The sequence below is a fragment of the Streptomyces olivoverticillatus genome (assembly GCF_014203555.1).
In the GTDB taxonomy this organism is placed as follows: domain Bacteria; phylum Actinomycetota; class Actinomycetes; order Streptomycetales; family Streptomycetaceae; genus Streptomyces; species Streptomyces olivoverticillatus.
Window position 1 is genome coordinate 911,009 of sequence record NZ_JACHJH010000001.1, and the last position, 21,753, is coordinate 932,761.

At 72.4% G+C, this 21,753-nt stretch carries 20 protein-coding genes; 14 read left to right on the top strand and 6 right to left on the bottom strand.

The features are described from left to right. The first annotated feature begins 16 nt into the window (after window positions 1-16). From FHS39_RS04210 to FHS39_RS04240, 7 genes are all read left to right on the top strand, one after another. Entirely contained in the window at window positions 17-1,717 is a 1,701-nt protein-coding gene (locus FHS39_RS04210; protein WP_184346349.1) for an acyclic terpene utilization AtuA family protein, read from the top strand. Next, a complete protein-coding gene (locus FHS39_RS04215) occupies window positions 1,714-3,315 on the top strand; it encodes a carboxyl transferase domain-containing protein (protein WP_184346350.1) in 1,602 nt (533 codons plus the stop codon). The genes FHS39_RS04210 and FHS39_RS04215 overlap by 4 nt, the downstream gene beginning before the upstream one ends. A gap of 7 nt (window positions 3,316-3,322) precedes the next feature. Continuing rightward, complete coding sequence (locus FHS39_RS04220) at window positions 3,323-5,266, top strand: acetyl/propionyl/methylcrotonyl-CoA carboxylase subunit alpha (protein WP_184346351.1); 1,944 nt, start codon at window positions 3,323-3,325, stop codon at window positions 5,264-5,266. Beyond that, the gene (locus FHS39_RS04225) at window positions 5,263-6,426 is read left to right on the top strand and encodes an acyl-CoA dehydrogenase family protein (RefSeq protein WP_184346352.1); all 1,164 of its coding nucleotides are present in this window, start codon (window positions 5,263-5,265) and stop codon (window positions 6,424-6,426) included. Before FHS39_RS04220 ends, FHS39_RS04225 begins: the two co-directional genes overlap by 4 nt. Before the next feature lie 42 nt (window positions 6,427-6,468). Next, a complete protein-coding gene (locus FHS39_RS04230) occupies window positions 6,469-7,203 on the top strand; it encodes an enoyl-CoA hydratase family protein (RefSeq protein WP_184346353.1) in 735 nt (244 codons plus the stop codon). Continuing rightward, entirely contained in the window at window positions 7,191-7,823 is a 633-nt protein-coding gene (locus FHS39_RS04235) for a TetR family transcriptional regulator (RefSeq protein ID WP_184346354.1), read from the top strand. Before FHS39_RS04230 ends, FHS39_RS04235 begins: the two co-directional genes overlap by 13 nt. A 96-nt stretch (window positions 7,824-7,919) precedes the next feature. Beyond that, the gene (locus FHS39_RS04240; RefSeq protein WP_184346355.1) at window positions 7,920-9,878 is read left to right on the top strand and encodes a phosphocholine-specific phospholipase C; all 1,959 of its coding nucleotides are present in this window, start codon (window positions 7,920-7,922) and stop codon (window positions 9,876-9,878) included. Window positions 9,879-9,880: 2 nt separating this feature from the next. Here FHS39_RS04240 and FHS39_RS04245 read toward each other — a convergent pair whose 3' ends face one another. The 3 genes from FHS39_RS04245 to FHS39_RS04255 are packed head-to-tail and all read right to left on the bottom strand — an operon-like array spanning window position 9,881 to window position 12,539. Then, a complete protein-coding gene (locus tag FHS39_RS04245; protein WP_045932853.1) occupies window positions 9,881-10,525 on the bottom strand; it encodes a response regulator transcription factor in 645 nt (214 codons plus the stop codon). Further along, window positions 10,489-11,730, bottom strand: coding sequence for a sensor histidine kinase (locus tag FHS39_RS04250; protein WP_184346356.1), 1,242 nt, complete (start codon window positions 11,728-11,730; stop codon window positions 10,489-10,491). The genes FHS39_RS04245 and FHS39_RS04250 overlap by 37 nt, the downstream gene beginning before the upstream one ends. A 14-nt stretch (window positions 11,731-11,744) precedes the next feature. Further along, complete coding sequence (locus tag FHS39_RS04255) at window positions 11,745-12,539, bottom strand: CPBP family intramembrane glutamic endopeptidase (RefSeq protein ID WP_184346357.1); 795 nt, start codon at window positions 12,537-12,539, stop codon at window positions 11,745-11,747. Between the two features lie 175 nt (window positions 12,540-12,714). Between FHS39_RS04255 and FHS39_RS04260 the strand changes: the two genes are divergently transcribed. Further along, on the top strand, window positions 12,715-13,155 hold the full coding sequence (locus FHS39_RS04260; RefSeq protein WP_045932870.1) for a MarR family winged helix-turn-helix transcriptional regulator: 441 nt from the start codon (window positions 12,715-12,717) through the stop codon (window positions 13,153-13,155). A gap of 129 nt (window positions 13,156-13,284) precedes the next feature. Beyond that, complete coding sequence (locus FHS39_RS04265; protein WP_184346358.1) at window positions 13,285-14,721, top strand: MFS transporter; 1,437 nt, start codon at window positions 13,285-13,287, stop codon at window positions 14,719-14,721. A gap of 22 nt (window positions 14,722-14,743) precedes the next feature. Here FHS39_RS04265 and FHS39_RS04270 read toward each other — a convergent pair whose 3' ends face one another. After that, window positions 14,744-15,268, bottom strand: coding sequence for a GNAT family N-acetyltransferase (locus FHS39_RS04270; RefSeq protein ID WP_184346359.1), 525 nt, complete (start codon window positions 15,266-15,268; stop codon window positions 14,744-14,746). Between the two features lie 18 nt (window positions 15,269-15,286). On the opposite strand from FHS39_RS04270, the gene thpR reads away from it, so the two are divergent. Continuing rightward, a complete protein-coding gene (gene thpR / locus FHS39_RS04275) occupies window positions 15,287-15,868 on the top strand; it encodes an RNA 2',3'-cyclic phosphodiesterase (RefSeq protein WP_184346360.1) in 582 nt (193 codons plus the stop codon). 175 nt (window positions 15,869-16,043) lie between these two features. Beyond that, window positions 16,044-17,036, top strand: a complete 993-nt coding sequence (locus tag FHS39_RS04280) for an aldo/keto reductase (RefSeq protein WP_184346361.1) — start codon at window positions 16,044-16,046, stop codon at window positions 17,034-17,036. Between the two features lie 16 nt (window positions 17,037-17,052). On the opposite strand, the gene FHS39_RS04285 is transcribed toward FHS39_RS04280, so the two are convergent. Beyond that, window positions 17,053-17,934 carry an NAD(P)-dependent oxidoreductase gene (locus FHS39_RS04285; RefSeq protein ID WP_184346362.1) on the bottom strand — a complete coding sequence of 294 codons (882 nt, stop codon included), beginning with the start codon at window positions 17,932-17,934 and terminating at the stop codon, window positions 17,053-17,055. Between the two features lie 97 nt (window positions 17,935-18,031). Here FHS39_RS04285 and FHS39_RS04290 point away from each other — a divergent pair, with 97 nt between their 5' ends. Beyond that, complete coding sequence (locus FHS39_RS04290) at window positions 18,032-18,364, top strand: winged helix-turn-helix transcriptional regulator (protein ID WP_184346363.1); 333 nt, start codon at window positions 18,032-18,034, stop codon at window positions 18,362-18,364. A gap of 1 nt (window position 18,365) precedes the next feature. Here FHS39_RS04290 and FHS39_RS04295 read toward each other — a convergent pair whose 3' ends face one another. Beyond that, entirely contained in the window at window positions 18,366-19,652 is a 1,287-nt protein-coding gene (locus FHS39_RS04295; protein ID WP_343069374.1) for a phosphatase PAP2 family protein, read from the bottom strand. 307 nt (window positions 19,653-19,959) lie between these two features. On the opposite strand from FHS39_RS04295, the gene FHS39_RS04300 reads away from it, so the two are divergent. Together FHS39_RS04300 and FHS39_RS04305 are read left to right on the top strand one after the other, a co-directional pair. Next, window positions 19,960-20,739, top strand: a complete 780-nt coding sequence (locus tag FHS39_RS04300; protein ID WP_184346365.1) for a methyltransferase domain-containing protein — start codon at window positions 19,960-19,962, stop codon at window positions 20,737-20,739. A 201-nt stretch (window positions 20,740-20,940) separates the two neighbouring features. Next, on the top strand, window positions 20,941-21,714 hold the full coding sequence (locus FHS39_RS04305; RefSeq protein ID WP_184346366.1) for an alpha/beta hydrolase family protein: 774 nt from the start codon (window positions 20,941-20,943) through the stop codon (window positions 21,712-21,714). Window positions 21,715-21,753 lie beyond the last annotated feature (39 nt).

Below are 21,753 nucleotides of genomic sequence, written 5' to 3' on the forward strand. Positions count from 1 at the left end.
GTCACCCTCCCGTTCCATGCCCGCACCCGCCCCCGTGCTCAGGATCGGCAACGCTTCCGGCTTCTACGGCGACCGCTTCGACGCCCTCCGCGAGATGCTCACGGGCGGCCCCCTGGACGTGCTCACCGGTGACTACCTGGCCGAGCTGACGATGCTGATCCTCGGCCGCGACCGGCTCAAGGACCCGGCCGGGGGCTATGCAAGAACGTTTCTGGGCCAGTTGGAGGAGGGGCTGGGCCTGGCGGCCGACCGCGGGGTCAAGCTCGTCACCAATGCGGGCGGCCTCAATCCGGCGGGCCTCGCGACGCGCATCGCGGAGCTGGCGGACCGCGTCGGCGTGCCCGTACGGATCGGCTACGTCACCGGGGACGACCTCGGCCGCGAGCACGACTGGGGCAAGGGCGTGCTGACCGCCAACGCCTATCTGGGCGGCGCGGGCATCGCCGAGTGCCTGCGGGCGGGTGCCGACGTCGTGGTGACCGGCCGGGTCACCGACGCGGCCCTCGTCACCGGCCCGGCCGCCGCGCACTTCGGCTGGACGGCCGAGGACCTGGACCCGCTGGCGGGCGCGGTCGTGGCCGGGCACGTCCTGGAGTGCGGCACCCAGGCCACCGGCGGCAACTACGCCTTCTTCGGCGAGCACGACGTGCGCCACCCCGGCTTCCCGCTCGCCGAGATCCACGCCGATGGCTCGGCCGTCATCACCAAGCACCCGGGGACGGGCGGCGCCGTCAACGTCTCCACGGTCACCGCGCAACTGCTGTACGAGACGGCGGGCGCCCGCTATCCGGGCCCGGACGTGACGGCCCGGCTGGACACCGTGCAGCTCACCGATGACGGCCCGGACCGGGTGCGGATCAGCGGGGTGCGCGGCGAGTCGCCGCCGCCCACGCTCAAGGTCGGGCTGACCCGCGGCGGCGGCTGGCGTTACGAGATCGTCTTCGTGCTGACCGGCCTCGACATCGGCGCCAAGGCCCGTCTGGTGCGCGCCCAGCTCGACGACATCCTCACCGACCCGGCCCGCCGCCCGGCCCAGGTGCAGTGGACGCTGGCCCGTACGGACCGGCCCGACGCGCCCGTGCAGGAGGAGGCGAGCGCGCTGCTGCACCTCGTGGTGCGCGACCGCGACCCGGAGCTCGGCCGGGCCGTCGTCACCGCCGCCGTCGAGCTGGCCCTGGCCAGCTATCCGGGCTTCCACGTCACGGCGCCGCCGGGCAAGGGCGTGCCGTACGGCGTCTTCGAGGCGGCGTACGTGGACGCCGAGGCCGTGCGGCACGCGGCGGTGCTGCCCGACGGCACCCGCGTGCCCGTGCTGCCGGGCCCCCTGCGGGCCGTGGCGGAGCCGCTGCCCGAGCCGGAGCTGCCCGAGCCGCTGCCCGCCGGGCCCGTGCGCCGCGTCCCGCTCGGCCTGGTCGCCGGGGCCCGCAGCGGCGACAAGGGCGGCAGCGCCAACGTCGGCGTGTGGGTGCGCAGCGACGAGGCGTGGCGGTGGCTCGCGCACGCGCTGACCGTCGAGCGGTTCCGCAAACTGCTGCCGGAGACGGGCGGCTTCGCGGTGCAGCGGCACGTGCTGCCGAACCTGCGGGCGCTGAACTTCGTCGTCGACGGGCTGCTGGGCGAGGGAGTCTCCTCCCAGGCCCGCTTCGACCCGCAGGGCAAGGCCGTGGGCGAGTGGCTGCGGGCCCGTCATCTGGAGATACCGGAGGTGCTGCTGTGACGGTTCTGGCGTCCGGTCTCGACCCGTCCTCCGCCGCCTACGCGGACAACCGGGCCGCCATGCTGGAGAAGCTCGCCGCCGTGGAGGCCGAGCACGCGAAGGCCGTCGCCGGGGGCGGCGAGAAGTACACCGCCCGGCACCGCTCCCGCGGCAAGCTCCTCGCCCGGGAGCGCATCGAACTGCTGCTGGACCCCGACACGCCCTTCCTGGAGCTCTCGCCGCTGGCGGCCTGGGGCAGCGACTACACGGTCGGCGCGTCCCTCGTCACCGGCATCGGCCTGATCGAGGGGACCGAGTGCCTGGTGACGGCCAGCGACCCGACGGTGCGGGGCGGGGCCAGCAACCCCTGGACGCTCAAGAAGGCGCTGCGGGCCAACGAGATAGCCCTCGCCAACCGGCTGCCGCTCGTCTCGCTCGTCGAGTCCGGGGGTGCGGACCTGCCGAGCCAGAAGGAGATCTTCATCCCCGGCGGTGCGCTGTTCAGGGACCTGACGCGGCTGTCCGCGGCCGGCATCCCCACCATCGCGGTGGTCTTCGGCAATTCGACCGCCGGAGGCGCGTACATCCCCGGCATGTCCGACCACGTGATCATGGTCAAGGGGCGGGCCAAGGTCTTCCTGGGCGGGCCGCCGCTGGTGAAGATGGCCACCGGCGAGGAGAGCGACGACGAGTCGCTGGGCGGTGCCGAGATGCACGCGCGTACCTCCGGCCTGGCCGACCACTTCGCCGTGGACGAGCCGGACGCGCTGCGGCAGGCGCGGCGGGTGGTGGCCCGGCTGGGCGGCCGCACGGCGCGCCGCGGGCCCGAGGCCCCGCCCGTGCCGCCGCTGTACGACGAGGACGAGCTGCTGGGCATCGTCGCCGGCGACCTCAAGGCGCCCTTCGACCCGCGCGAGGTCGTCGCCCGGATCGTGGACGGCTCGGACTTCGACGAGTTCAAACCCCTGTACGGGCCGAGCCTGGTGACCGGCTGGGCGCGGCTGCACGGCTATCTGGTGGGCGTGCTCGCCAATGCGCAGGGCGTGCTCTTCAGCGCGGAGTCGCAGAAGGCGGCGCACTTCATCCAGCTGGCCAACCAGCGGGACGTTCCGCTGGTCTTCCTGCACAACACCACCGGCTACATGGTCGGCCGCGCCTACGAGCAGGGCGGCATCGTCAAGCACGGCGCCATGATGATCAACGCGGTGTCGAACTCGCGGGTCCCGCACCTGTCGGTGCTGATGGGCGCCTCCTACGGAGCCGGGCACTACGGCATGTGCGGGCGCGCCTTCGACCCGCGGTTCCTGTTCTCCTGGCCGAGCGCGAAGTCGGCCGTCATGGGGCCACAGCAGCTGGCCGGGGTGCTGTCGATCGTCGCCCGCGCCTCGGCGGCGGCCAGGGGCCGGCCGTACGACGAGGAGGCCGACGCCGGGCTGCGCGCGATGGTGGAGCGGCAGATCGAGTCGGAGTCGCTGCCGCTGTTCCTGTCGGGGCGGCTGTACGACGACGGGGTCATCGATCCGCGGGACACGCGGACCGTGCTGGGGCTGTGCCTGTCGGCGGTGCACGGCGCGCCGTTCGAGGGCGCGCGGGGTGGTTTCGGCGTCTTCCGGATGTGAGGGACCGATGATCGGGTCAGTGCTGGTCGCCAACCGGGGCGAGATCGCCTGCCGGGTCTTCCGGACGTGCCGGGAGCTGGGCATCGCGACGGTCGCCGTGTACGCGGACGCGGATGCCGGCGCACGGCACGTGCGGGAGGCCGACGCGGCGGTGCGGCTGCCGGGTTCGGCCGCGGCCGAGACGTATCTGCGCGGCGAGCTGGTGGTGGCCGCCGCGCTGGCGGCGGGGGCGGACGCGGTCCATCCCGGGTACGGGTTCCTGTCGGAGAACGCGGAGTTCGCGCGGGCGGTGCGGGCGGCGGGGCTGGTGTGGATCGGGCCGTCGCCGGAGGCGATCGAGGCCATGGCCTCGAAGACCGGCGCCAAGCGGATCATGTCGGCGGCCGGAGTGCCGGTGCAGACACCGCTGGAACCGGCGGCGGTGACCGGAGCCGACCTGCCGGTGCTGGTCAAGGCAGCGGGCGGGGGCGGCGGGCGCGGCATGCGGGTGGTGCGCGATCTCTCCCAGCTGGACGACGCGTTGGCGTCGGCGCGGGCCGAGGCGGCCGCGGCCTTCGGCGACGACGAGGTCTTCGTCGAGCCGTATGCGGAAGGCGCCCGGCACGTGGAGGTCCAGGTGCTGGCGGACACCCGGGGCACGGTGTGGACACTGGGCACGCGCGACTGCTCGCTGCAGCGCCGGCACCAGAAGGTGATCGAGGAGGCGCCCGCCCCCGGCCTGCCGGACGCGCTGCGCGAGCGGCTGCACGGCTGGGCGGCGGACGCGGCGCGCGCGGTGGGCTACACGGGCGCGGGGACGGCCGAGTTCCTCGTCCCGGCCGACGGGCGCCCGTACTTCCTGGAGATGAACACCCGGCTGCAGGTGGAGCACCCGGTGACGGAGTGCGTGTACGGGGTGGACCTGGTGGCGCTGCAACTGCGCGTGGCGGAGGGCGAGGCCCTGCCCCCGTCCCCGCCCGCACCGTCGGGCCACGCGGTGGAGGCCCGGCTGTACGCGGAGGACCCGGCCGCAGGCTTCGCCCCCCGGCCGGGAACGGTCCACAGGCTGTGGGTGCCGGACGTCTGCGAGCCCGGCCCCGCGGGCGCGGCCCTGCGCGTCGACTCCGGGATCGACGACGGCGACACCGTCTCCGTCCACTACGACCCCCTCCTCGCCAAGGTGATCGCCCACGCCCCGACCCGGCGGGAGGCCGTCCGCAAGCTGGCCCACGCGCTGGAGCGCGCCCGCGTCCACGGGCCCGTCACCAACCGCGACCTGCTCGTACGCACCCTGCGCCACCCGGAGTTCACCGCCGGCCGCATGGACACCGGCTTCTACGGCCGCCACCTCGCGGAGCTCACCGCACCCCCCGCGCAGCAGCCCCTGGCGGCCCTCGCCGCCGCGCTCGCCGACGCCCAAGGCCGCTCCCCCTTCGGCGGCTGGCGCAACGTGCCCTCCCAGCCGCAGGCCAAGGCCTACCGCAGCGAGCCCGACGGCACGGAGCACGAGATCCACTACCGCCTCACCCGCACCGGCCTGGAGGCCCCCGCCTTCCCGGGCGTACGGCTCCTGGAAGCCACCGGAACCCGTGTCGTCCTCGAAGACGGCGGCATCCGGCGCACCCTCCACGTGGCCGCGTACGGCGACCGCGTCCACGTGGACACCCCGCACGCGGGCTCGTACGCCTTCACCGCGCTCCCCCGCTTCCCCGACCCCGCCGCCCGCGCGGAGCCCGGATCGCTTCTCGCACCCATGCCCGGCACGGTCGTACGGGTCGCGGACGGGCTCGCCGTGGGGCGGACCGTGACGGCCGGGCAGCCGCTGCTGTGGCTGGAGGCGATGAAGATGGAGCACCGCATCACCGCCCCGGCCTCCGGCACCCTCACCGCGCTGCACGCCGCGCCCGGTCGGCAGGTCGAGGTCGGAGCCCTGCTCGCCGTCGTCACCGAGACCGAGGAGACACCCGCATGAGCAGCACACTCGTGGAATCCGGCGAACTCCGCGCCCTGCGCACCGCCGTCGCGGCCCTCGCCGCCCGCTACGGCCGCGACTACTTCGGCACGGCCGTGCGCGAGGGCGGGCACGCCGAGGAGCTGTGGGCGGAGGCCGGGAAGCTCGGCTACCTGGGCGTCAACCTGCCCGAGGAGTACGGCGGCGGAGGCGGCGGCATCACCGAACTCGCCCTGGTACTGGAGGAGCTGGGCGCCGCCGGGTGCCCGCTGCTGATGCTGGTCGTCTCGCCCGCCATCTGCGGCACCGTGATCGCCCGCTTCGGCACCGACGCCCAGAAGCGGGCCTGGCTGCCGGGCCTGGCCTCCGGCGGGCTCCGCATGGCCTTCGGCATCACCGAGCCCGACGCCGGGTCGAACTCCCACCGGCTGACCACCACCGCCCGCCGCGACGGCTCCGACTGGATCCTCACCGGCCGCAAGGTCTTCATCTCCGGCGTGGACACCGCCGACGCCACCCTCGTCGTCGGCCGCACCGAGGACGCCCGGACGGGCCGCCTCAAGCCCTGCCTGTTCATCGTCGGCCGTGACGCGCCCGGCTTCACCCGGCGCCCCATCGCCATGGAAGTCGCCTCCCCGGAGAAGCAGTTCGAGCTGGTGCTGGACGACGTCCGGCTGCCCGCCGACGCACTCGTCGGCGACGAGGACACGGGGCTGCTCCAGCTGTTCGCCGGGCTCAACCCCGAGCGCATCATGACCGCCGCCTTCGCGATCGGCATGGCCCGCCACGCCCTCGGCCGGGCCGTGGCCTACGCCCGCACCCGGCAGGTGTGGGACGAGCCGATCGGCGCCCACCAGGCCATCGCCCACCCGCTCGCCCAGTCGCACATCGAGACCGAGCTGGCCCGGCTGATGATGTACAAGGCCGCGCACCTCTACGACGCGGGGGACGACGCCGCCGCGGGCGAGGCCGCCAACATGGCCAAGTACGCGGCCGCGGAGGCCGCCGTGCAGACCGTCGACCGCGCCGTGCACACCCTCGGCGGCAACGGCCTCACCACCGAGTACGGGCTGGCTTCGCTGATCACCGCGGCCCGGGTGACGCGGGTCGCGCCCGTCAGCCGGGAGATGATCCTCAACTACATCTCGCACCAGACGCTGGGCCTGCCCAAGTCGTACTGACCCCAAGTCTTACTGAAACCCATGGCCCGAAGGAGACTTGGCATGCCGGTCCGCCGCTCGTACGACAACTGCGTCACCACCCTCACCCTGGACTCCCCGCACAACCGCAACGCCCTCTCCGCCCGGCTCGTCGGCGAGCTGCACGAGGGGCTCGCCCGGGCCGCGGCGCACCCCGAGACCCGCGCCGTCGTGCTCACCCACACCGGCAACGCCTTCTGCTCGGGCGCCGACCTGTCGGAGGCGGCACCGACCGGGCCGCAGGAGGTGGCCCGGCTGCTGCGCACGGTCCTGGAGCTGCCCAAACCGGTGGTGGCCCGGGTGCACGGGCACGTCCGGGCCGGCGGGCTGGGGCTGCTCGGGGCCTGTGACATCGCGGTGGCCGGGCCCGAGGCGTCCTTCGCCTTCACCGAGGCGCGGCTGGGGCTCGCCCCGGCCGTCATCTCCATGGCGCTGCTGCCGCGCATCGACCAGCGGGCGGCGGCCCGTTACTTCCTGACCGGCGAGCGGTTCGACGCGGCGGAGGCAGCCAGGATCGGCCTGATCACCTCCGCAGGCGATCCCGACGAGCTGCTGCGGCCCGTGCTCGATGGGCTGCGCAGGGCCTCGCCGCAAGGGCTCGCCGAGTCGAAACGGCTGGTCACGGCCGAGGTGTTGCGCGTCTTCGACCGGGATGCGCAGGGGCTGGTCGAGCAGTCGGCGCGCCTGTTCGCCTCGGTGGAGGCCCGGGAGAGCATGACGGCGTTCCTGGAGAAGAGGGATCCCTCGTGGGTACGCTGACCGGCCCCAAGCAGGACCGCAGCCGTGCCACCCGGCAGCGGCTGCTGGAGGCGGCCATCGGCTGCCTCGGCGAGTACGGCTGGGCGGGCTCGACGGTCTCCCTGGTCGCCGAGCGGGCCGGGGTGTCCCGCGGCGCGGCCCAGCACCACTTCCCCACCCGCGAGGACCTGTTCACGGCGGCCGTGGAGTACGTGGCGGAGGAGCGCTCGGCGGCGCTGCGGGCGCTGGTCGCGGCGGCCCCGCCCGTCGTGGGCCCGGCCCGCAGGCACGTGGTCGTCGGCGAGCTGGTCGCGCTCTACACCGGGCCGCTGTTCCGGGCCGCCTTGCACCTGTGGGTGGCCGCGTCGAACGACCGCACGCAGCTGCGGGCGCGGGTGACGGCCCTGGAGGCGCGGGTGGGCCGGGAGACGCACCGGATGGCCGTGGAGCTGCTGGGCGCGGACGAGTCGGTGCCGGGGGTGCGGGAGACGGTGCAGGGGCTGCTGGACATGGCGCGGGGGCTGGGGCTGGCCACGCTGCTGACGGACGACAGCGCGCGGCGCGGGCGCGTGGTGGAGGAGTGGGTGCGGATTCTGGAGGGGGTGCTGGAGGGGGGCCGGCGCGGCGCGATGGACAGCTGACAGTCCATTGGGATCCACCTTCTGTCCATTCCCTTGCTCAGGGCACGTCGTTAGCGTGCGGGCGACTTCCGCCTCACCGACCCGAGGAGTTGCCCGGTGTCCCCCATCACGCGTCGTACGTTCGCAGTCACGTCGGCAGCGGCGGCCGCCGCCGCGGCCGTCGGCACCCCGGCGGCGGCCCACGCGGCCGAGGCGGCAGCCGCTTCCGCCGGGGCCGCCGCCCCCACGGCCGGCAAGCTCGCCGACGTCCGGCACGTGGTGATCCTCATGCAGGAGAACCGCAGCTTCGACCACTACTTCGGCGCCCTGCGCGGCGTCCGCGGCTTCGACGACCGGCAGGGCCTGGTCTTCCCCGACGGCAGCAGCGTCCTGCGCCAGCCCGACCCGGCCCGCAAGGACGGCGGCCGGCTCCTGCCGTACCGCATGGACACCACGCGCTTCAACGCGCAGAACGCGGACGGCCTGCCGCACGACTGGAAGTCCGGGCACGAGGCGATCAACCACGGCGCGATGAACCAGTGGGTATCCGCCAAGGGCGAGCGCTGCATGGGCTACTTCACGCGCGAGGACATCCCCTACCAGTACGCGCTCGCCGACGCCTTCACCCTCGCCGACCACTACTTCTGCTCCATGGCCGGCCCCACCGACCCCAACCGCCTCTACCTGTGGACGGGCACGCCCGGCCCCGGCACGGACGGCACGACCGGCCCGTTCACGGACAACAGCGTGGTGACCGACAACCCGGTCGCCGACTGGACGACCTACGCCGAGCGCCTGGAGAAGGCGGGCATCAGCTGGCGCGTCTACCACAACCCCAGCAAGGACGACCGCTACGGCGACTACGACGACAACGCGCTGTCCTACTTCCGGCAGTTCCACGCCTTCGCCAAGGACGACCCGCGCTACGTCAACGCGATGACGAAGTTCGACCTGTCGGCCTTCGACCGGCACTGCAAGGACGGCACCCTGCCCACCGTCTCCTGGCTGGTGGCCCCCTACCTCTTCTCCGAGCACCCCTCGGCCAGCCCGGACTACGGCGCCGACTACGTCAACACCGCGCTGCAGTCGCTGTTCTCCAACCCCGAGGTCTGGAAGCACACCGTCTTCCTGGTGATGTACGACGAGAACGACGGCTACTTCGACCACGTCGTGCCGCCCTTCCCGCCCGCCGGGACGCCGGACGAGTTCGTCGGCGGGCAGCCCATCGGGCTGGGCAGCCGGGTGCCGCTGTGGGTGATCTCGCCCTGGTCGCGCGGCGGCTGGACGAACTCCCAGGTCTTCGACCACACCTCGGTGCTGCGCTTCCTGGAGCGGGTGACGGGCGTGCGCGAGCCCAACATCAGCGCCTGGCGGCGGGCCGTCTGCGGCGACCTGACCTCCTGCTTCGACTTCACGCGCCCCGACTACTCGGTGCCCTCCCTGCCCGACACCAAGGAACTGGTCCGCAAGGCCGACCAGAGCGCCAAGCTGCCCGCGGTCAAACTGCCGGCCACCGGCCAGCAGACGACCCCGGTCCAGGAGCCGGGCACCCGCCCCTTCCGCCCGCTGCCGTACGCGCCCGAGGCGACGGTGACCGTGGATGCGGCGAAGGGCAAGGTGGTGTGCACGATGCACAACGCCGGGAGCGCGGCCTTCCACTTCACGGTCTTCCCGAACGTCCGGCTGCCCTTCGCGGGGACGCCGTTCACGGTCGCGCCGGGCGGCCGCGCGCAGTACGTGTGGGAGGCGTCGAAGACGGGCGGCGAGTACGACTTCACCGTCCACGGGGCGGACGGCTTCGTACGCCGCTTCAAGGGCAAGGCGGGCGGGGCGGCCGCGGCGGTGACGGCCGAGGCGGGCCACGACCACGTGACCCTGCACCTCGCGTCCAAGGGCGCCGCGGAGTTCGCCCTCGCCCCCAACGGCACGGGCGGCAAGCGGCAGAAGGTGACCGTGCGCGGTGCGCACAAGGTCGCCTGGCCGACGCTGTCGGGGCGCTACGACGTGACGGTCACGGGCCCGGACGGCTTCCTGCGGCGCTTCGCGGGCACGCACTACGGGCGGCGCTCGAAGTAGATCTACCGCTTGAGGTAGGCGAGGACGGCCAGCACCCGGCGGTTGTCGTCCGCGGACGGGGCGATGCCGAGCTTGGCGAAGATGCTCGCGGTGTGTTTGGCCACGGCGCTCTCGCTGAAGTGCAGGGTGGCGGCGACGGCGGCGTTCGACCTGCCCTCGGCCATCAGCTCCAGCACGTCCCGTTCGCGCGCCGTCAGGCTGCCGACGGTGCCGCGGGCCTCGCCGCGCGAGAGCAGCCTGGCGATGACCTGGGGGTCCATCACCGTGCCCCCGGCGGCGACCCGGCGCACCGCGTCGACGAACTGGGCGGTGTCGGTGACCCGGTCCTTGAGCAGATAGCCGACGGCGCCGTCGCCGGTGGCCAGCAGTTCGTTGGCGTAGAGCTGCTCGACGTACTGGGAGAGCACGAGGACGGGCAGGCCGGGCCGCTTGCGGCGGGCCTCCAGCGCCGCCTGGAGGCCCTCGTCGGTGAAGGTCGGCGGCAGGCGCACGTCGACGACCGCCACGTCCGGCTCCTCGTCCAGCAGCGCGCGCAGCAGGGCCGGGCCGTTGTCCACCGCGGCGACGACCTCGCAGCCGTGCTCCTCGAGGGTGCGTATCAGCCCGTCCCTCAGCAGGAAGAGGTCTTCGGCGAGGACAACGCGCACGGAATCTCCATCGTCACGGTGGTCGGCCCGCCCGGCGGACTGTGCAGGGCGAGGGTCCCGTCGAAGGTATCCAACCGGCGCCGGACGCCCGTCAGTCCGGTCCCCCGCGAGACGTCGGCGCCGCCGCGCCCGTTGTCGGTGACCGTGATCCGCAGCAGTGCGCCCTCGTACTCAAGGGCGATGTGCACCTCGCGGGCGCCGGAGTGCTTCACCGCGTTGGCCAGCATCTCGCTGACCGCGAAGTAGGCGGCCGACTCGACCGGCGAGGGGAGCCTGCCCGGCAGGCGGGCCTCGATATGGACGTCGAGGAAGCAGTCGAGCGCCAGGGCCCGTACGGCGTCGCCGAGCCCGCGGTCGGCGAGTACGGGCGGGTGGATGCCGCGGACCAGGCCGCGCAGGTCCTCCAGCGCCTGCGCGGACGTCCTGCGGACGTCCAGCAGCAGCTCACGGGCGGTCGGCGGGTCGCTGTCCAGCAGCCGGACGGCGCGCTCCAGCGTCATGCCCAGGGCGACGAGCCGGGCCTGCGCACCGTCGTGCAGATCGCGCTCGATGCGCCGCAGCTCGGCGGCCTGGGTGTCCATCGCCTGGGTGCGGGTGCGGTCCAACCGGTCCACGCGCCGCGCGAGTTCGGTGCTGCGCGGCGCGGACAGCAGCCACCGCCCCCACCGGGAGTGCAGCCGCAGCACCGCGGGCGCGGCGCACACGCCCGCGGCCGTGAACGCAAGGCCCAGCGCCAGTGCGGCGAGCATCGTCGGGGTGCTGTGCACGAGGACGAAGGCGTACCAGTTGGTGTCGCCGAGCAGCCGCCAGACGAACGGCTGCACCAGCGCGCCGAACACCCCGTACTCGATGAACACGAGGGGCACCGCGACCAGCAGCCCGCCCACGACCGGCTCCAGCCACGCCCACCCCAGGTCGCGCCAGAACCCCTCGTCGCCGAGGACCGCCCGGGCCGGGCCCGCGGGCAGCGGTTCCGGCGGGCTGATGCGTACGTCCGTCCAGCGGGCGGCCCGGCCGCGGGCCCGGTCGGACGCCGCGCGCAGCAACCGGGCGGCGGGCGGCAGCAGCCGGAAGCCGACGCCTACGGGCAGCAACAGCAGGGCAAGCACCACGAGCGTGCCGACGGCGGTCACCGCGAGGGCGAGCAGACTCGCCAGCTGGCACCGCCAGGCGGCCACGCAGGCGCGGATGAAGGCCGATGCCATCGCTGCCCGCCGCCTCACCGAACGTGTTCCAAGATCGACTCGATCCTAGCCGGAGCCCTGCGCACCCCCGCCCACACCCACACCACCGCCGCGGCCAGGCAGGCGGCCCCGAACAGCACCATGGGGAGCACCGCGCCGGACTCCTCGTCCATGAGCAGCAGCATGCCGAGGTTGACCAGGGCGTGGAAGCCGCCCGCGAGCAGCAGCCGGGACCCGCGCACCCGCTCCAGGGCCACCCCCAGCACGACCGACATCGACACGGTCGACAGCAGGAAGCCGGCCGCGTAGGCCGGGGCCAGCGCAAAGACCTGCACGTGCCACACGCCCCACACCAGCCCCACCGCGGCCGAGGCGGGGACCAGGCCCCACCGGGTGCGCAGCAGCGGCTGCAGGAAGCAGCGCCAGCCGATCTCCTCGCCGCACGCACCGATCAGCTGCGCCACCACGATCAGCACGAAGGGGTGGTGCAGTGCGCCCGGAGCGGTGACGTGGGCGTCGCCGGTGGCGAGGCCGTAGGCGGTGGCGGCCGCCGCGATGACCAGCGGCGCGGTGACGAGCAGCAACGCCCCCGACCGTCCGCCGCACCCCCGCACGGCTCCCGCGAGCACCGCCCGCACCCGCGCGGGCCACACCAGAGCGACGGTGAGGACGCCGAGGGCGGGGCCGAACTGGGTCAGCTCGATCACCTCGCCGGGGATCCGCGTCCAGGGCTGGAGGGCCCCCAGCGCCCCCGCCCCCAGAAAGGCGACGAGCAGGAACAGCCCCGCCTGCCCCGCTATCGCCTTCGCCGTGCCGTCGGTCTTGCGCATGCCTGCCGTCCCCCGTCGGGTCGTCGATCGTCAACTGGTCCGCCATCGACGATGCCGCTCGACGGGGCGGCTGCCATTGCAGGTGACTGCCGGACGGGGGTGCACATAGGTGCACCCCCGTGCGCCCCCGCCCCGGGACTTTCTTTAGACGAAGTAATGAGTTAATCTAATGAACATGCCGGATCTGTCCCGCACCCCCGACGACACCGCGGCCGTGAACGCTCTGCGGTCCGGTGTCATGCGGCTGTCCCGCAGGCTCAAGCACCAGCGGGTCGACGAGTCGCTCAGCCCCACCGAGATGTCGGTGCTCGGCACCCTGGCGCGGTGCGGTTCCGCCACGCCCGGGGAGCTGGCGCGCAAGGAGCACGTGCAGCCGCCGTCGATGACGCGCATCGTGGCGCTGCTGGAGGCCAAGGAACTGGTGCGGCTCGAGCCGCACCCCGAGGACCGCCGCCAGAAGGTGGTCCGGCAGACCGAGCGGGCCGAGGCCATGCTCGAAGAGAGCCGTCGCAAGCGCAACGCCTGGCTCGCCGAGCTGGCCGGAAATCTGGACGAGGACGAGTGGGCGACGCTGCGCGCCGCCGCGCCCGTACTCGAAAAACTCGCACACCTGTAGCGCCCCCGGCGCCCGCGCTCACAGAGCGCATCCAAGCGCAACATGACGCGTCCATGACGCATCGATGTGCGCCCGAAAGGTCCCGCCACACCGGCGGGAGCCCCGCATACGAGAAGGAGGCGAAGCACCTTGAGTTCGGGACACGGAGCAGACTCCGCACCCGCACCGAACCGCCACGACGACGCACCCATCACCTCCCTGCCGCACGTGAAGCACAAGGGAGGCATGTTCAGCTCGCTCCGGGTCCGCAATTACCGGCTCTTCGCCACCGGCCAGGTGGTCTCCAACACCGGCACCTGGATGCAGCGCATCGCCCAGGACTGGCTCGTCCTCGGCCTGACCGGCTCCTCCGCGGCGGTCGGCATCACGACGGCCCTGCAGTTCCTGCCCATGCTGCTGCTCGGCCTCTACGGCGGCGTCATCGCCGACCGCTACCCCAAGCGGCGGCTACTGCTGATCACCCAGAGCGCCATGGGCGTCACCGGTCTCGCCCTGGCCGCCCTCACCCTCTCCGGGCACGTCCAGGTCTGGCACGTCTACCTCACCGCGCTCGCGCTCGGTGTCGTCACGGTCGTCGACAACCCCGTCCGGCAGGCGTTCGTCGTGGAGATGGTCGGCCCCGCCGACCTGCGCAACGCCGTCAGCCTCAACTCGGCCAACTTCCAGTCCGCCCGGCTGGTCGGCCCCGCCGTCGCCGGCGCGCTGATCACCGCCATGGGCAGCGGCTGGGCGTTCCTGCTGAACGGGCTGTCCTTCGCCGCGCCCATCGCCGGGCTGCTGCTGATGCGCACCTCCGAGCTGCACAAGGCCGACCGCGCGCCGCGCGGCAAGGGCCAGCTCCGCGAGGGGCTGCGCTACGTCTCCGGGCGCCCGGACCTGCTGTGGCCGATCGTCCTGGTCGGCTTCATCGGCACCTTCGGCTTCAACTTCCCGATCTGGCTGACGGCGTTCGTCAACGACGTCTTCCACGCCGACGCCGGCACCTACGGCCTGCTCAACACCCTGATGGCCGCCGGTTCGCTGGCCGGCGCGCTGCTCGCGGCACGCCGGGGCACCTCGCGGACCAGGCTGCTGGTCGGCGCCGCGGTCCTGTTCGGAGTACTGGAGATCGCGGCCGCGCTCGCGCCCGGGTTCTGGGTGTTCGCGCTGCTGCTGGTGCCGATCGGCATGTGCGGCCTCACGATCAACGTGACCGCCAACTCCAGCCTCCAGCTGGCCTCCGACCCGGCCCTGCGCGGCCGGGTGATGAGCCTGTTCATGATGGTCTTCATGGGCGGCACCCCACTGGGCGCCCCGCTCGTCGGCTGGGTGACGGACGTCTACGGGCCCAGGCTCGGCTTCCTCGCCGGAGGCCTGGTCTCCGCGCTGGCGGCGGCGTGCATCGGCCTCGTGCTGGTGCGCGCGGGGGGCCTGCGGCTCCGGGTGGACCTGAGGCGGGGGCACCGGCACGTGACGTTCGTACCGCGCCCGACGGCCGCCCCGGGCGCCGGACGGGCCGAAGTCGGCACGTCCAGCGTGAGTACATCCGAAGTCGGCACGTCCGGCGTCAGCACGTCCAGCGCTTGAGGGCCAGGTGCGCGGCGCGGCGTCACACCCGCCGCGCCAGCACCTGCCCCGGCCACTCCCCGCCCTCACCGGCCCGGAAGGTCTCCGTCCGGGTGAACCCCTGCCCCTCGTAGAAGGCGACCAGCCGCCCCTCGCTGCCCGCGTAGCAGTCGACCCGCAGCAGCCCGATCCCCTGCCGCCGCGTCTCCTGCACCGCGTGCGCGAGGAGCGCCGCCCCCACGCCCCGCCCCGCGAAGCGGCGGTCGGAGACCAGCAGGTGCACGTACACCTCGGGCTCGTCCGCCGGGGCGACCTGCGGCGTGGAGTACGGCGTCAGCGTGACCGTCCCCGCGGGGACGCCGTCGATCTCCGCGATCCACGGCGTCCCCTCGGAGACGATCCGCTCCACCTGCGCCACCGCCCTCGGCCGCGCCGACCACGGCAGGGTGCCCCACTGGCCGGTGCGGCCGTGCGCCACCAGCCACTCCACCGCCCCGTCGAGCATGGCGAGTATCGCGGGGACGTCGTCCGCCCCGCCCTTCCTGATCTCCAAGCCGTTGCCTGCCATGCGCGGGACACTAGTCGTATGCGCCTGTTCGTGGCTGTGATCCCGCCCTCGGCCGCCATCGACGAACTCGCGGCCGAGGTCGCCCAATTGCGCGCCGCGCTGCCCGAGCGGCGCGGCCGGCTGCGCTGGACCGAACCCGCGAACTGGCACTTCACCCTGGCCTTCCTCGGCGAGACCGACGAGGCCCTCCTCCCCGAGCTGGACGAACGCCTCTCCCGCGCCGCCCACCGGCACCCGGCCCACGAGCTGCGGTTCGCGTCCGGCGGCCGGTTCGGCGACCGCATCCTTTGGGTGGGGGCGACCGGCTCCCTGGAGACCCTGGGCGGCCTGGCCCGCTCGGCCCGCGCCGCCGCCCGCCGCGCCGGCGTCCCGATGGACGACGCCAAGCCCTTCCGCCCCCACCTCACCCTCGCCCGCACCGCCGGGCACGTGAACCTCAAGCCCTACGCGGAGGAGCTGGCCGAGTTCCGGGGCCGCCGGTGGCAGGTCGAGCGCCTGGAGCTCGTCCGCAGCCTCCTGCCCGCCTCCGGCATCGCCGGGGAGCGCCCCCGCTACGAAACGGTGGCCGCCTGGCCACTGGGTACCCGGCGGGCACCCTGACCGCTCCGGTTACGCTCGTAGGGTGGACCCCAAGACCAGAAACCGGATCATGACCGGTGCGCTCGCCGTGCTGCTCGTCGTCGTCGCCGTGGTGGCCGCGGTGAAGTGACCCCGCGGCGACCCCGCGCGAGTCACCCTTGCTTCGAGCCCGCTCCAGGGCGTTGGCTAAGGCGGCATGGAGTACACGCAGCTCGGACGCACTGGACTCAAGGTCAGCAGGCTCGTCCTCGGCACCATGAACTTCGGTCCCCAGACCGACGAGGCCGCGAGCCACGCCATCATGGACGCCGCGCTGGACGCGGGCCTGAACTTCTTCGACACCGCCAACGTGTACGGCTGGGGCGAGAACAAGGGCCGCACCGAGAAGATCATCGGCAGCTGGTTCGCCCAGGGCGGCGGGCGGCGCGAGAAGGTCGTCATCGGCACCAAGGTCTTCGGCGGGATGCAGCCCGACGGCGAGCAGCCCTGGCCCAACGAGGACCGCCTCTCCGCGCTCAGCATCCGGCGCGCGGTCGAGGGCAGCCTCAAGCGGCTGCAGACCGACCACATCGACCTCTACCAGTTCCACCACATCGACCGGCGGACGCCGTTCGAGGAGATCTGGCAGGCCATCGACGTCCTCGTACAGCAGGGCAAGATCCTCTACGCCGGTTCCTCCAACTTCCCCGGCTACAAGATCGCGCAGGCGAACGAGCTGGCCGCGCGCCGCGGGACGTTCGGCCTGGTCAGCGAGCAGTGCCTGTACAACCTGGCGGAGCGGCGGGCGGAGATGGAGGTGATCCCGGCCGCGCGGGAGTACGGGCTGGGTGTCATCCCGTGGTCGCCGCTGCACGGCGGTCTGCTCGGCGGCGTCATCAAGAAGGAGGCCCGGGACGGGCGCAGGGCCAGCGGCCGGTCGGCGGATGCGCTGGCCAACACGGCGGTCCGGGCGCAGGTCCAGGCGTACGAGGACCTGCTCGACAAGCACGGCCTCGAACCCGGCGAGGCGGCGCTGGCCTGGCTGCTGACCCGGCCCGGCGTCACCGGCCCGATCGTCGGCCCGCGCACGGCCGAGCAGTTGGAGAGCGCGCTGCGGGCGGTGAAGCTGGAGCTGAGCGAGGAGGTGCTGACCTCGCTGGACGAGATCTTCCCGGGCCCGGGCCCGTCGCCGGAGGCGTTCGCCTGGTGACCTGTTGAAGCGCGGGTCACCGCAGGAGCAGATCCGTGACCCCGGTGGTGTCCTCTTCAGCGTGCCCGGCGGCGAGGCGCTGCTTCATCAAGGTCAGGTAGGGCGTCAGCAGTTCGGTGCTGACGCCCTGCTCCTCCGCGGTGCGCAGCAGCGTCGCGGACCCGGCGACCTGCATGGCGAGGTTGGAGACGACGCCCGTCGTGTAGTCGCCGTCCTCCAGGTGACCGGCCATCGAGCCGACGGACTGCCCCATGGCGGTGAGCCAGGACGTGAGGAGCGGGGCGAGGTCCGTGGGTGCGATCTCCTCCTTGCGGATCAGCGCGAAGGCGTGGGCGACCCCGGAGAACATCCCGTACATGGCGCTGAGCAGCGCGACGTCGTGGAGGGCGGCGAAGCCGGCGTCCTCACCGACGTAATTGGTCCCGGCCGGTGCGGACAGGGCGTCGCGGTGGGCCTCGAAGAGGCCGCGCGAGCCGCTGTAGAAGACGTACGCGCCGGAGCCCGCGGCACCGATCATCGGCGGGACGGCCATGATCCCGCCGTCCAGGTAGCGGGCCCCGCGCTCGCAGGCCCACTCGGCGCGGGCGCGGGCCTGTGCGGGGGTGCTGGTGGTGAGGTTGACGAGATCCTTGCCGGTCAGGTCGGCGTCGGCGAGGGCCTCGCCGACGGAGTCGTCGTCGAGGAGGCAGACCACGACGAGCCGGCTCGCGGCGACGGCTTCGGCGACGGTGGGCACGGCGACCGCCGCCGGGGCGACGTCGGCGAGCGCCGTGGCCCGGCCGGGCGTGCGGTTCCAGACGGTCAGCGCGTACCCGGCGTCCTGCCAGGCTGCGGCCAGTGCGGTGCCCATGGCGCCGAGGCCGAGGAGGGAGAGGGAGCGGGTGTTGTTGTCGGTCATGCCGTTTAGGCTGGTTCGCGGACCAAAGATGATCAAGTACGCACCTTGAAGTGGGTGGTTACCTCAAGGTGAGTGAGCAGGTCAGAGGGGTGGAGCGATGCCTGTTGGACGGAGGCCGGGGTCGTACGTCTGCGGGATCGACGCGGCGATGGACGTGATCGGCGGCAAGTGGAAGGTGCTGATCCTCTGGGCGCTGGACGCCTACCCGTCCTCGCGCTTCGGCGAGCTCCGCAGGCTGGTGCCGGGGGTGACGGAGAAGGTCCTCACCTCGCACCTGCGCGAGCTGGAACAGGACGGCATCGTCCACCGCGAGGTGTACGAGGAGGTGCCACCGCGCGTCGAGTACTCCCTGACGCCCCTGGGCACCTCGCTCAACGCCGCGCTGGTGCCGCTGGGGGTCTGGGGTCGGGAGCACGTGCTGGAGGGATGATTCAGACCAGCTCGGCCTGCGGTTCCGGTTCCGGTTGCCGCGCCGGTGCGACCTTCGGCGCCTTCGCTTCCCACAGCTTGGTGGTCCGTACGTAGAGGTAGATCACCGAGATCATCGCCAGAATGAGCAGCGGCCCGAACACCCACGGCTGTTCGGCCATTTCCATCGGCAGATAGCGATACGACAGCAAGAACGCGGTGAAGACCGTTGCACCGTAAGCGACCAGCTGAATTCCCGACCGGTCCCAGCCGCGTTCGATCGAACGCAAAGCCGCCTCGATCGTGAGCGTGAACACCACGCCGGAGATGATGTCCGTGCCGTAGTGGTAGCCGAATCCCAGCGTCGCTCCGAGCGTGGCAATCAGCCAGAAGGCGCCGCCGAATCGAAGAATTCGCGGGCCCTTTCGGGAGTGAATGAAGATCGCGGTGGCCCACGCCGTGTGCAGGCTGGGCATGCAGTTGCGCGGGGTGGTCGCGTCGAAGGGCATGTGGTGCGGCGCAATGATCGGCGTCGGCGTGTTGGGCCACAGGTCGGCCACCGCCCAGTGCCCGCCGTCGGCGCCGTAGGCGAAGATCGGTCCGACCACCGGGTAGATCATGTAGATGCCCGGCCCGAGGAGGCCGATCACCAGGAAGGTGCGCACCAGGTGATGGCGCGGGAAGCGGCGCTCGGCCGCCACATTGCGCAGCTGGTACAGCGAGACGAGGACCGCGGCCACCGCGAGCTGGATGTAGACGTAGTCGAGAACGTGGTCGCCGATCGGACCGGTGGCCTTGACGATCCGGCCTACGATCCACGACGGGTTGCCCAGCGCGTGATCGGCGGTGGCCACGTACTGGTCGAGCACCGCCGGGCGGGTCTTCGAGGTGATGAGCAGCCAGGTGTCGCCGGTCTTGCGGCCGGCCACCAGCAGCAGGCCCAGCCCGACGCCCTTCAGCAGCAGGATGCGTTCCCGGCCGGTGCGGCGCGTGACGGCGATGACCGCATACCCCAGAACCACCCACAACGCGCCGTTGCCGAACATCATCTTGGCGCCGACGGCCCATCGCACCAGAAAGAAGGCGACGTCGATGCCGACCGCGATGCCGGCGGCGATGAACCGTTCCCGCCAGGTGAGCACCACCATCATCAGCCCCATGCTGGCGTAGAGCAGTGGGCCCGATTTGGGGGCGAATATCACCTCTTTAGCCTGGTTGGTGATCGGCCCCGGCAGGCCGTAGTGACGCGCGGCGATCTCCAGCGCGATGAGGAATCCGAGGGCCACCACACTCACTGTGGCCCACAATATCGTCCGTGGTCGGCGCCACGCGGCGAACGTTATTCTGCTATTTATTCGCGAAAACACCCGTGCTATAGATATCAATTGTTTGGCCAATTTGTTGGATGTCAGCTAAATAGATCACCCCTCGCGCTGGAGCATGTTTTCCGGTGAAGGGCGGGTGACCAGGGCGATCGTCGTGAGCCCGAACATGCTATCGGAGCGGTCGCCAATCTCCCGAGCGCCGCATGAAGGCGGGTCCAGCGGTGTCCGGTGGCGGTCGCAGAAGTGGTGAGGCGGGGTACCTGACCGCCAACAGCACCGATACGGTAACCGCGTGGATGAGGACGAACATCTGCTTCACGCCTCGTCGTTCGGCGCAGCGGCGGTCGCGTACGCCGAGCACCGTCCGGACTACGCGCAGGCTGCGGTGCGCTGGGCGCTTGAGACCGCGCCCGGCCCGCGCGTGCTCGACCTCGGTGCCGGCACCGGCAAGCTGACCGCCACGCTGGTCGCGCTGGGTGCCGACGTCATCGCGGTCGAGCCCGACCCGGCGATGCTGACCGAGCTGCGCCGCTCGCTGCCGGCTGTCCGCGCCCTGCCGGGCAGTGCCGAGGCGATACCGCTGCCGGACGCTTCCGTCGATGCCGTGCTGGCCGGCAACGCCATGCATTGGTTCGACATGGCCGTCGCGGGACCCGAGATCGCCAGGGTCCTCGCGCCAAGCGGCATCCTGGCCGGCCTGTGGAACCTCATGGACGACCGGGTCGAGTGGGTTGCCGGGCTCGCACGGGTCAGCGGGAGCGCGGCCATCGGCCCGCGTGACACACCCGCCGGCTGGCGCGCCGAGACGGCCGACATGCACCTTCCAAAGACCGGCGTGGCCGCCCGGTTCGGCTCACCGGAGCAGGCCGAGTTCCCACACGGGCAGCGCCGCACTGCCGACTCTCTCGTCGCGACCATCGCGACACGCGCGGGGATGCTGGTCATGCCAGAACAGGAACAGAAAGCCACGCTGGGCCGGATCCGCGCTTTCCTCGCGAGTAGTGCGGAGACCGCCCGCGGCGAGTTCACTCTCCCGATGCTGACCGGCGTGCTGCGCGTCCGGCGGCTGTGATGCATCGCGTGGCAGGGAAAAGGCTTGAAGGGATGATCACCGGGCTGATATCTTCCAGTCGCCCGTGACACCGCCCGAGGAGGTGAGCCCCGTGAACGCAGTATCGACGTGGGTGCTCCCCCTGCCCGTCACGGCCGGCGATTGACGTAGGTGTCGCCGGGAGCGCCTCGACAACAAGGCACTCCCGAAAGGCAACACCTCATGAACTCATCGCATTCTCTTAAGTTCACCGCCGAGTCGTCGTCGAACGGCATGATCGAGCGTGACTTCACCGTGGGCGACGTCCCCGGAGTCCTCTGGTCGCCGGCTTCCGGCGCCGAACGCGCGCCCCTGATCCTGATGGGCCACGGCGGCGGCAACCACAAGAAGCACCCGGCGATGGCCGGCCGCGCGGCCCTCCTCGTGAACGGCTGCGGCTTCCACGTCGCCGTCATCGACGCGCCCGGTCACGGCGACCGGCCGCGCACGGCGCACGACGAGGCGGAAATCGCCGAGCTGTTCCGCGCGAGGGCGGCCGGCGAGCCGGAAGGCCCGATCGTCGTCCGCTACAACGCCCACCTGGCAGAGCAGGCCGTGCCCGAGTACCTGGCGACCCTGGACGCTCTCCAGGAGCTTCCGGAGATCGGCACCGACGGACCAGTCGGCTACTGGGGCATCAACATGGGCACCGCGATCGGCATACCGTTCGTGGCAGCCGAACCCAGGATCACGGCCGCTGTCTTCGGCCAGCACTGGCCCGATGTCCTGGCCGAGAAGGCGAAGCACATCACCATCCCGATCGAGTTCGACATGCAGTGGGACGACGAGCACATCCCCCGCGAGGAGGGTCTCGCGCTGTTCGACGCCTTCGCCTCGAAGGAGAAGTCCCTGCACGTGAACTCGGGCAAGCACAAGGAGCTGCCCAGGTTCGAGGCGGACAGCGCGGTCCGCTTCTTCGCCCGGCACTTCGGCCGAGCGGTCACCTCGCGGGCCTGACGTGTGCGGTTGAGACGCCCAGCCCGCGTCTGTGCGGGA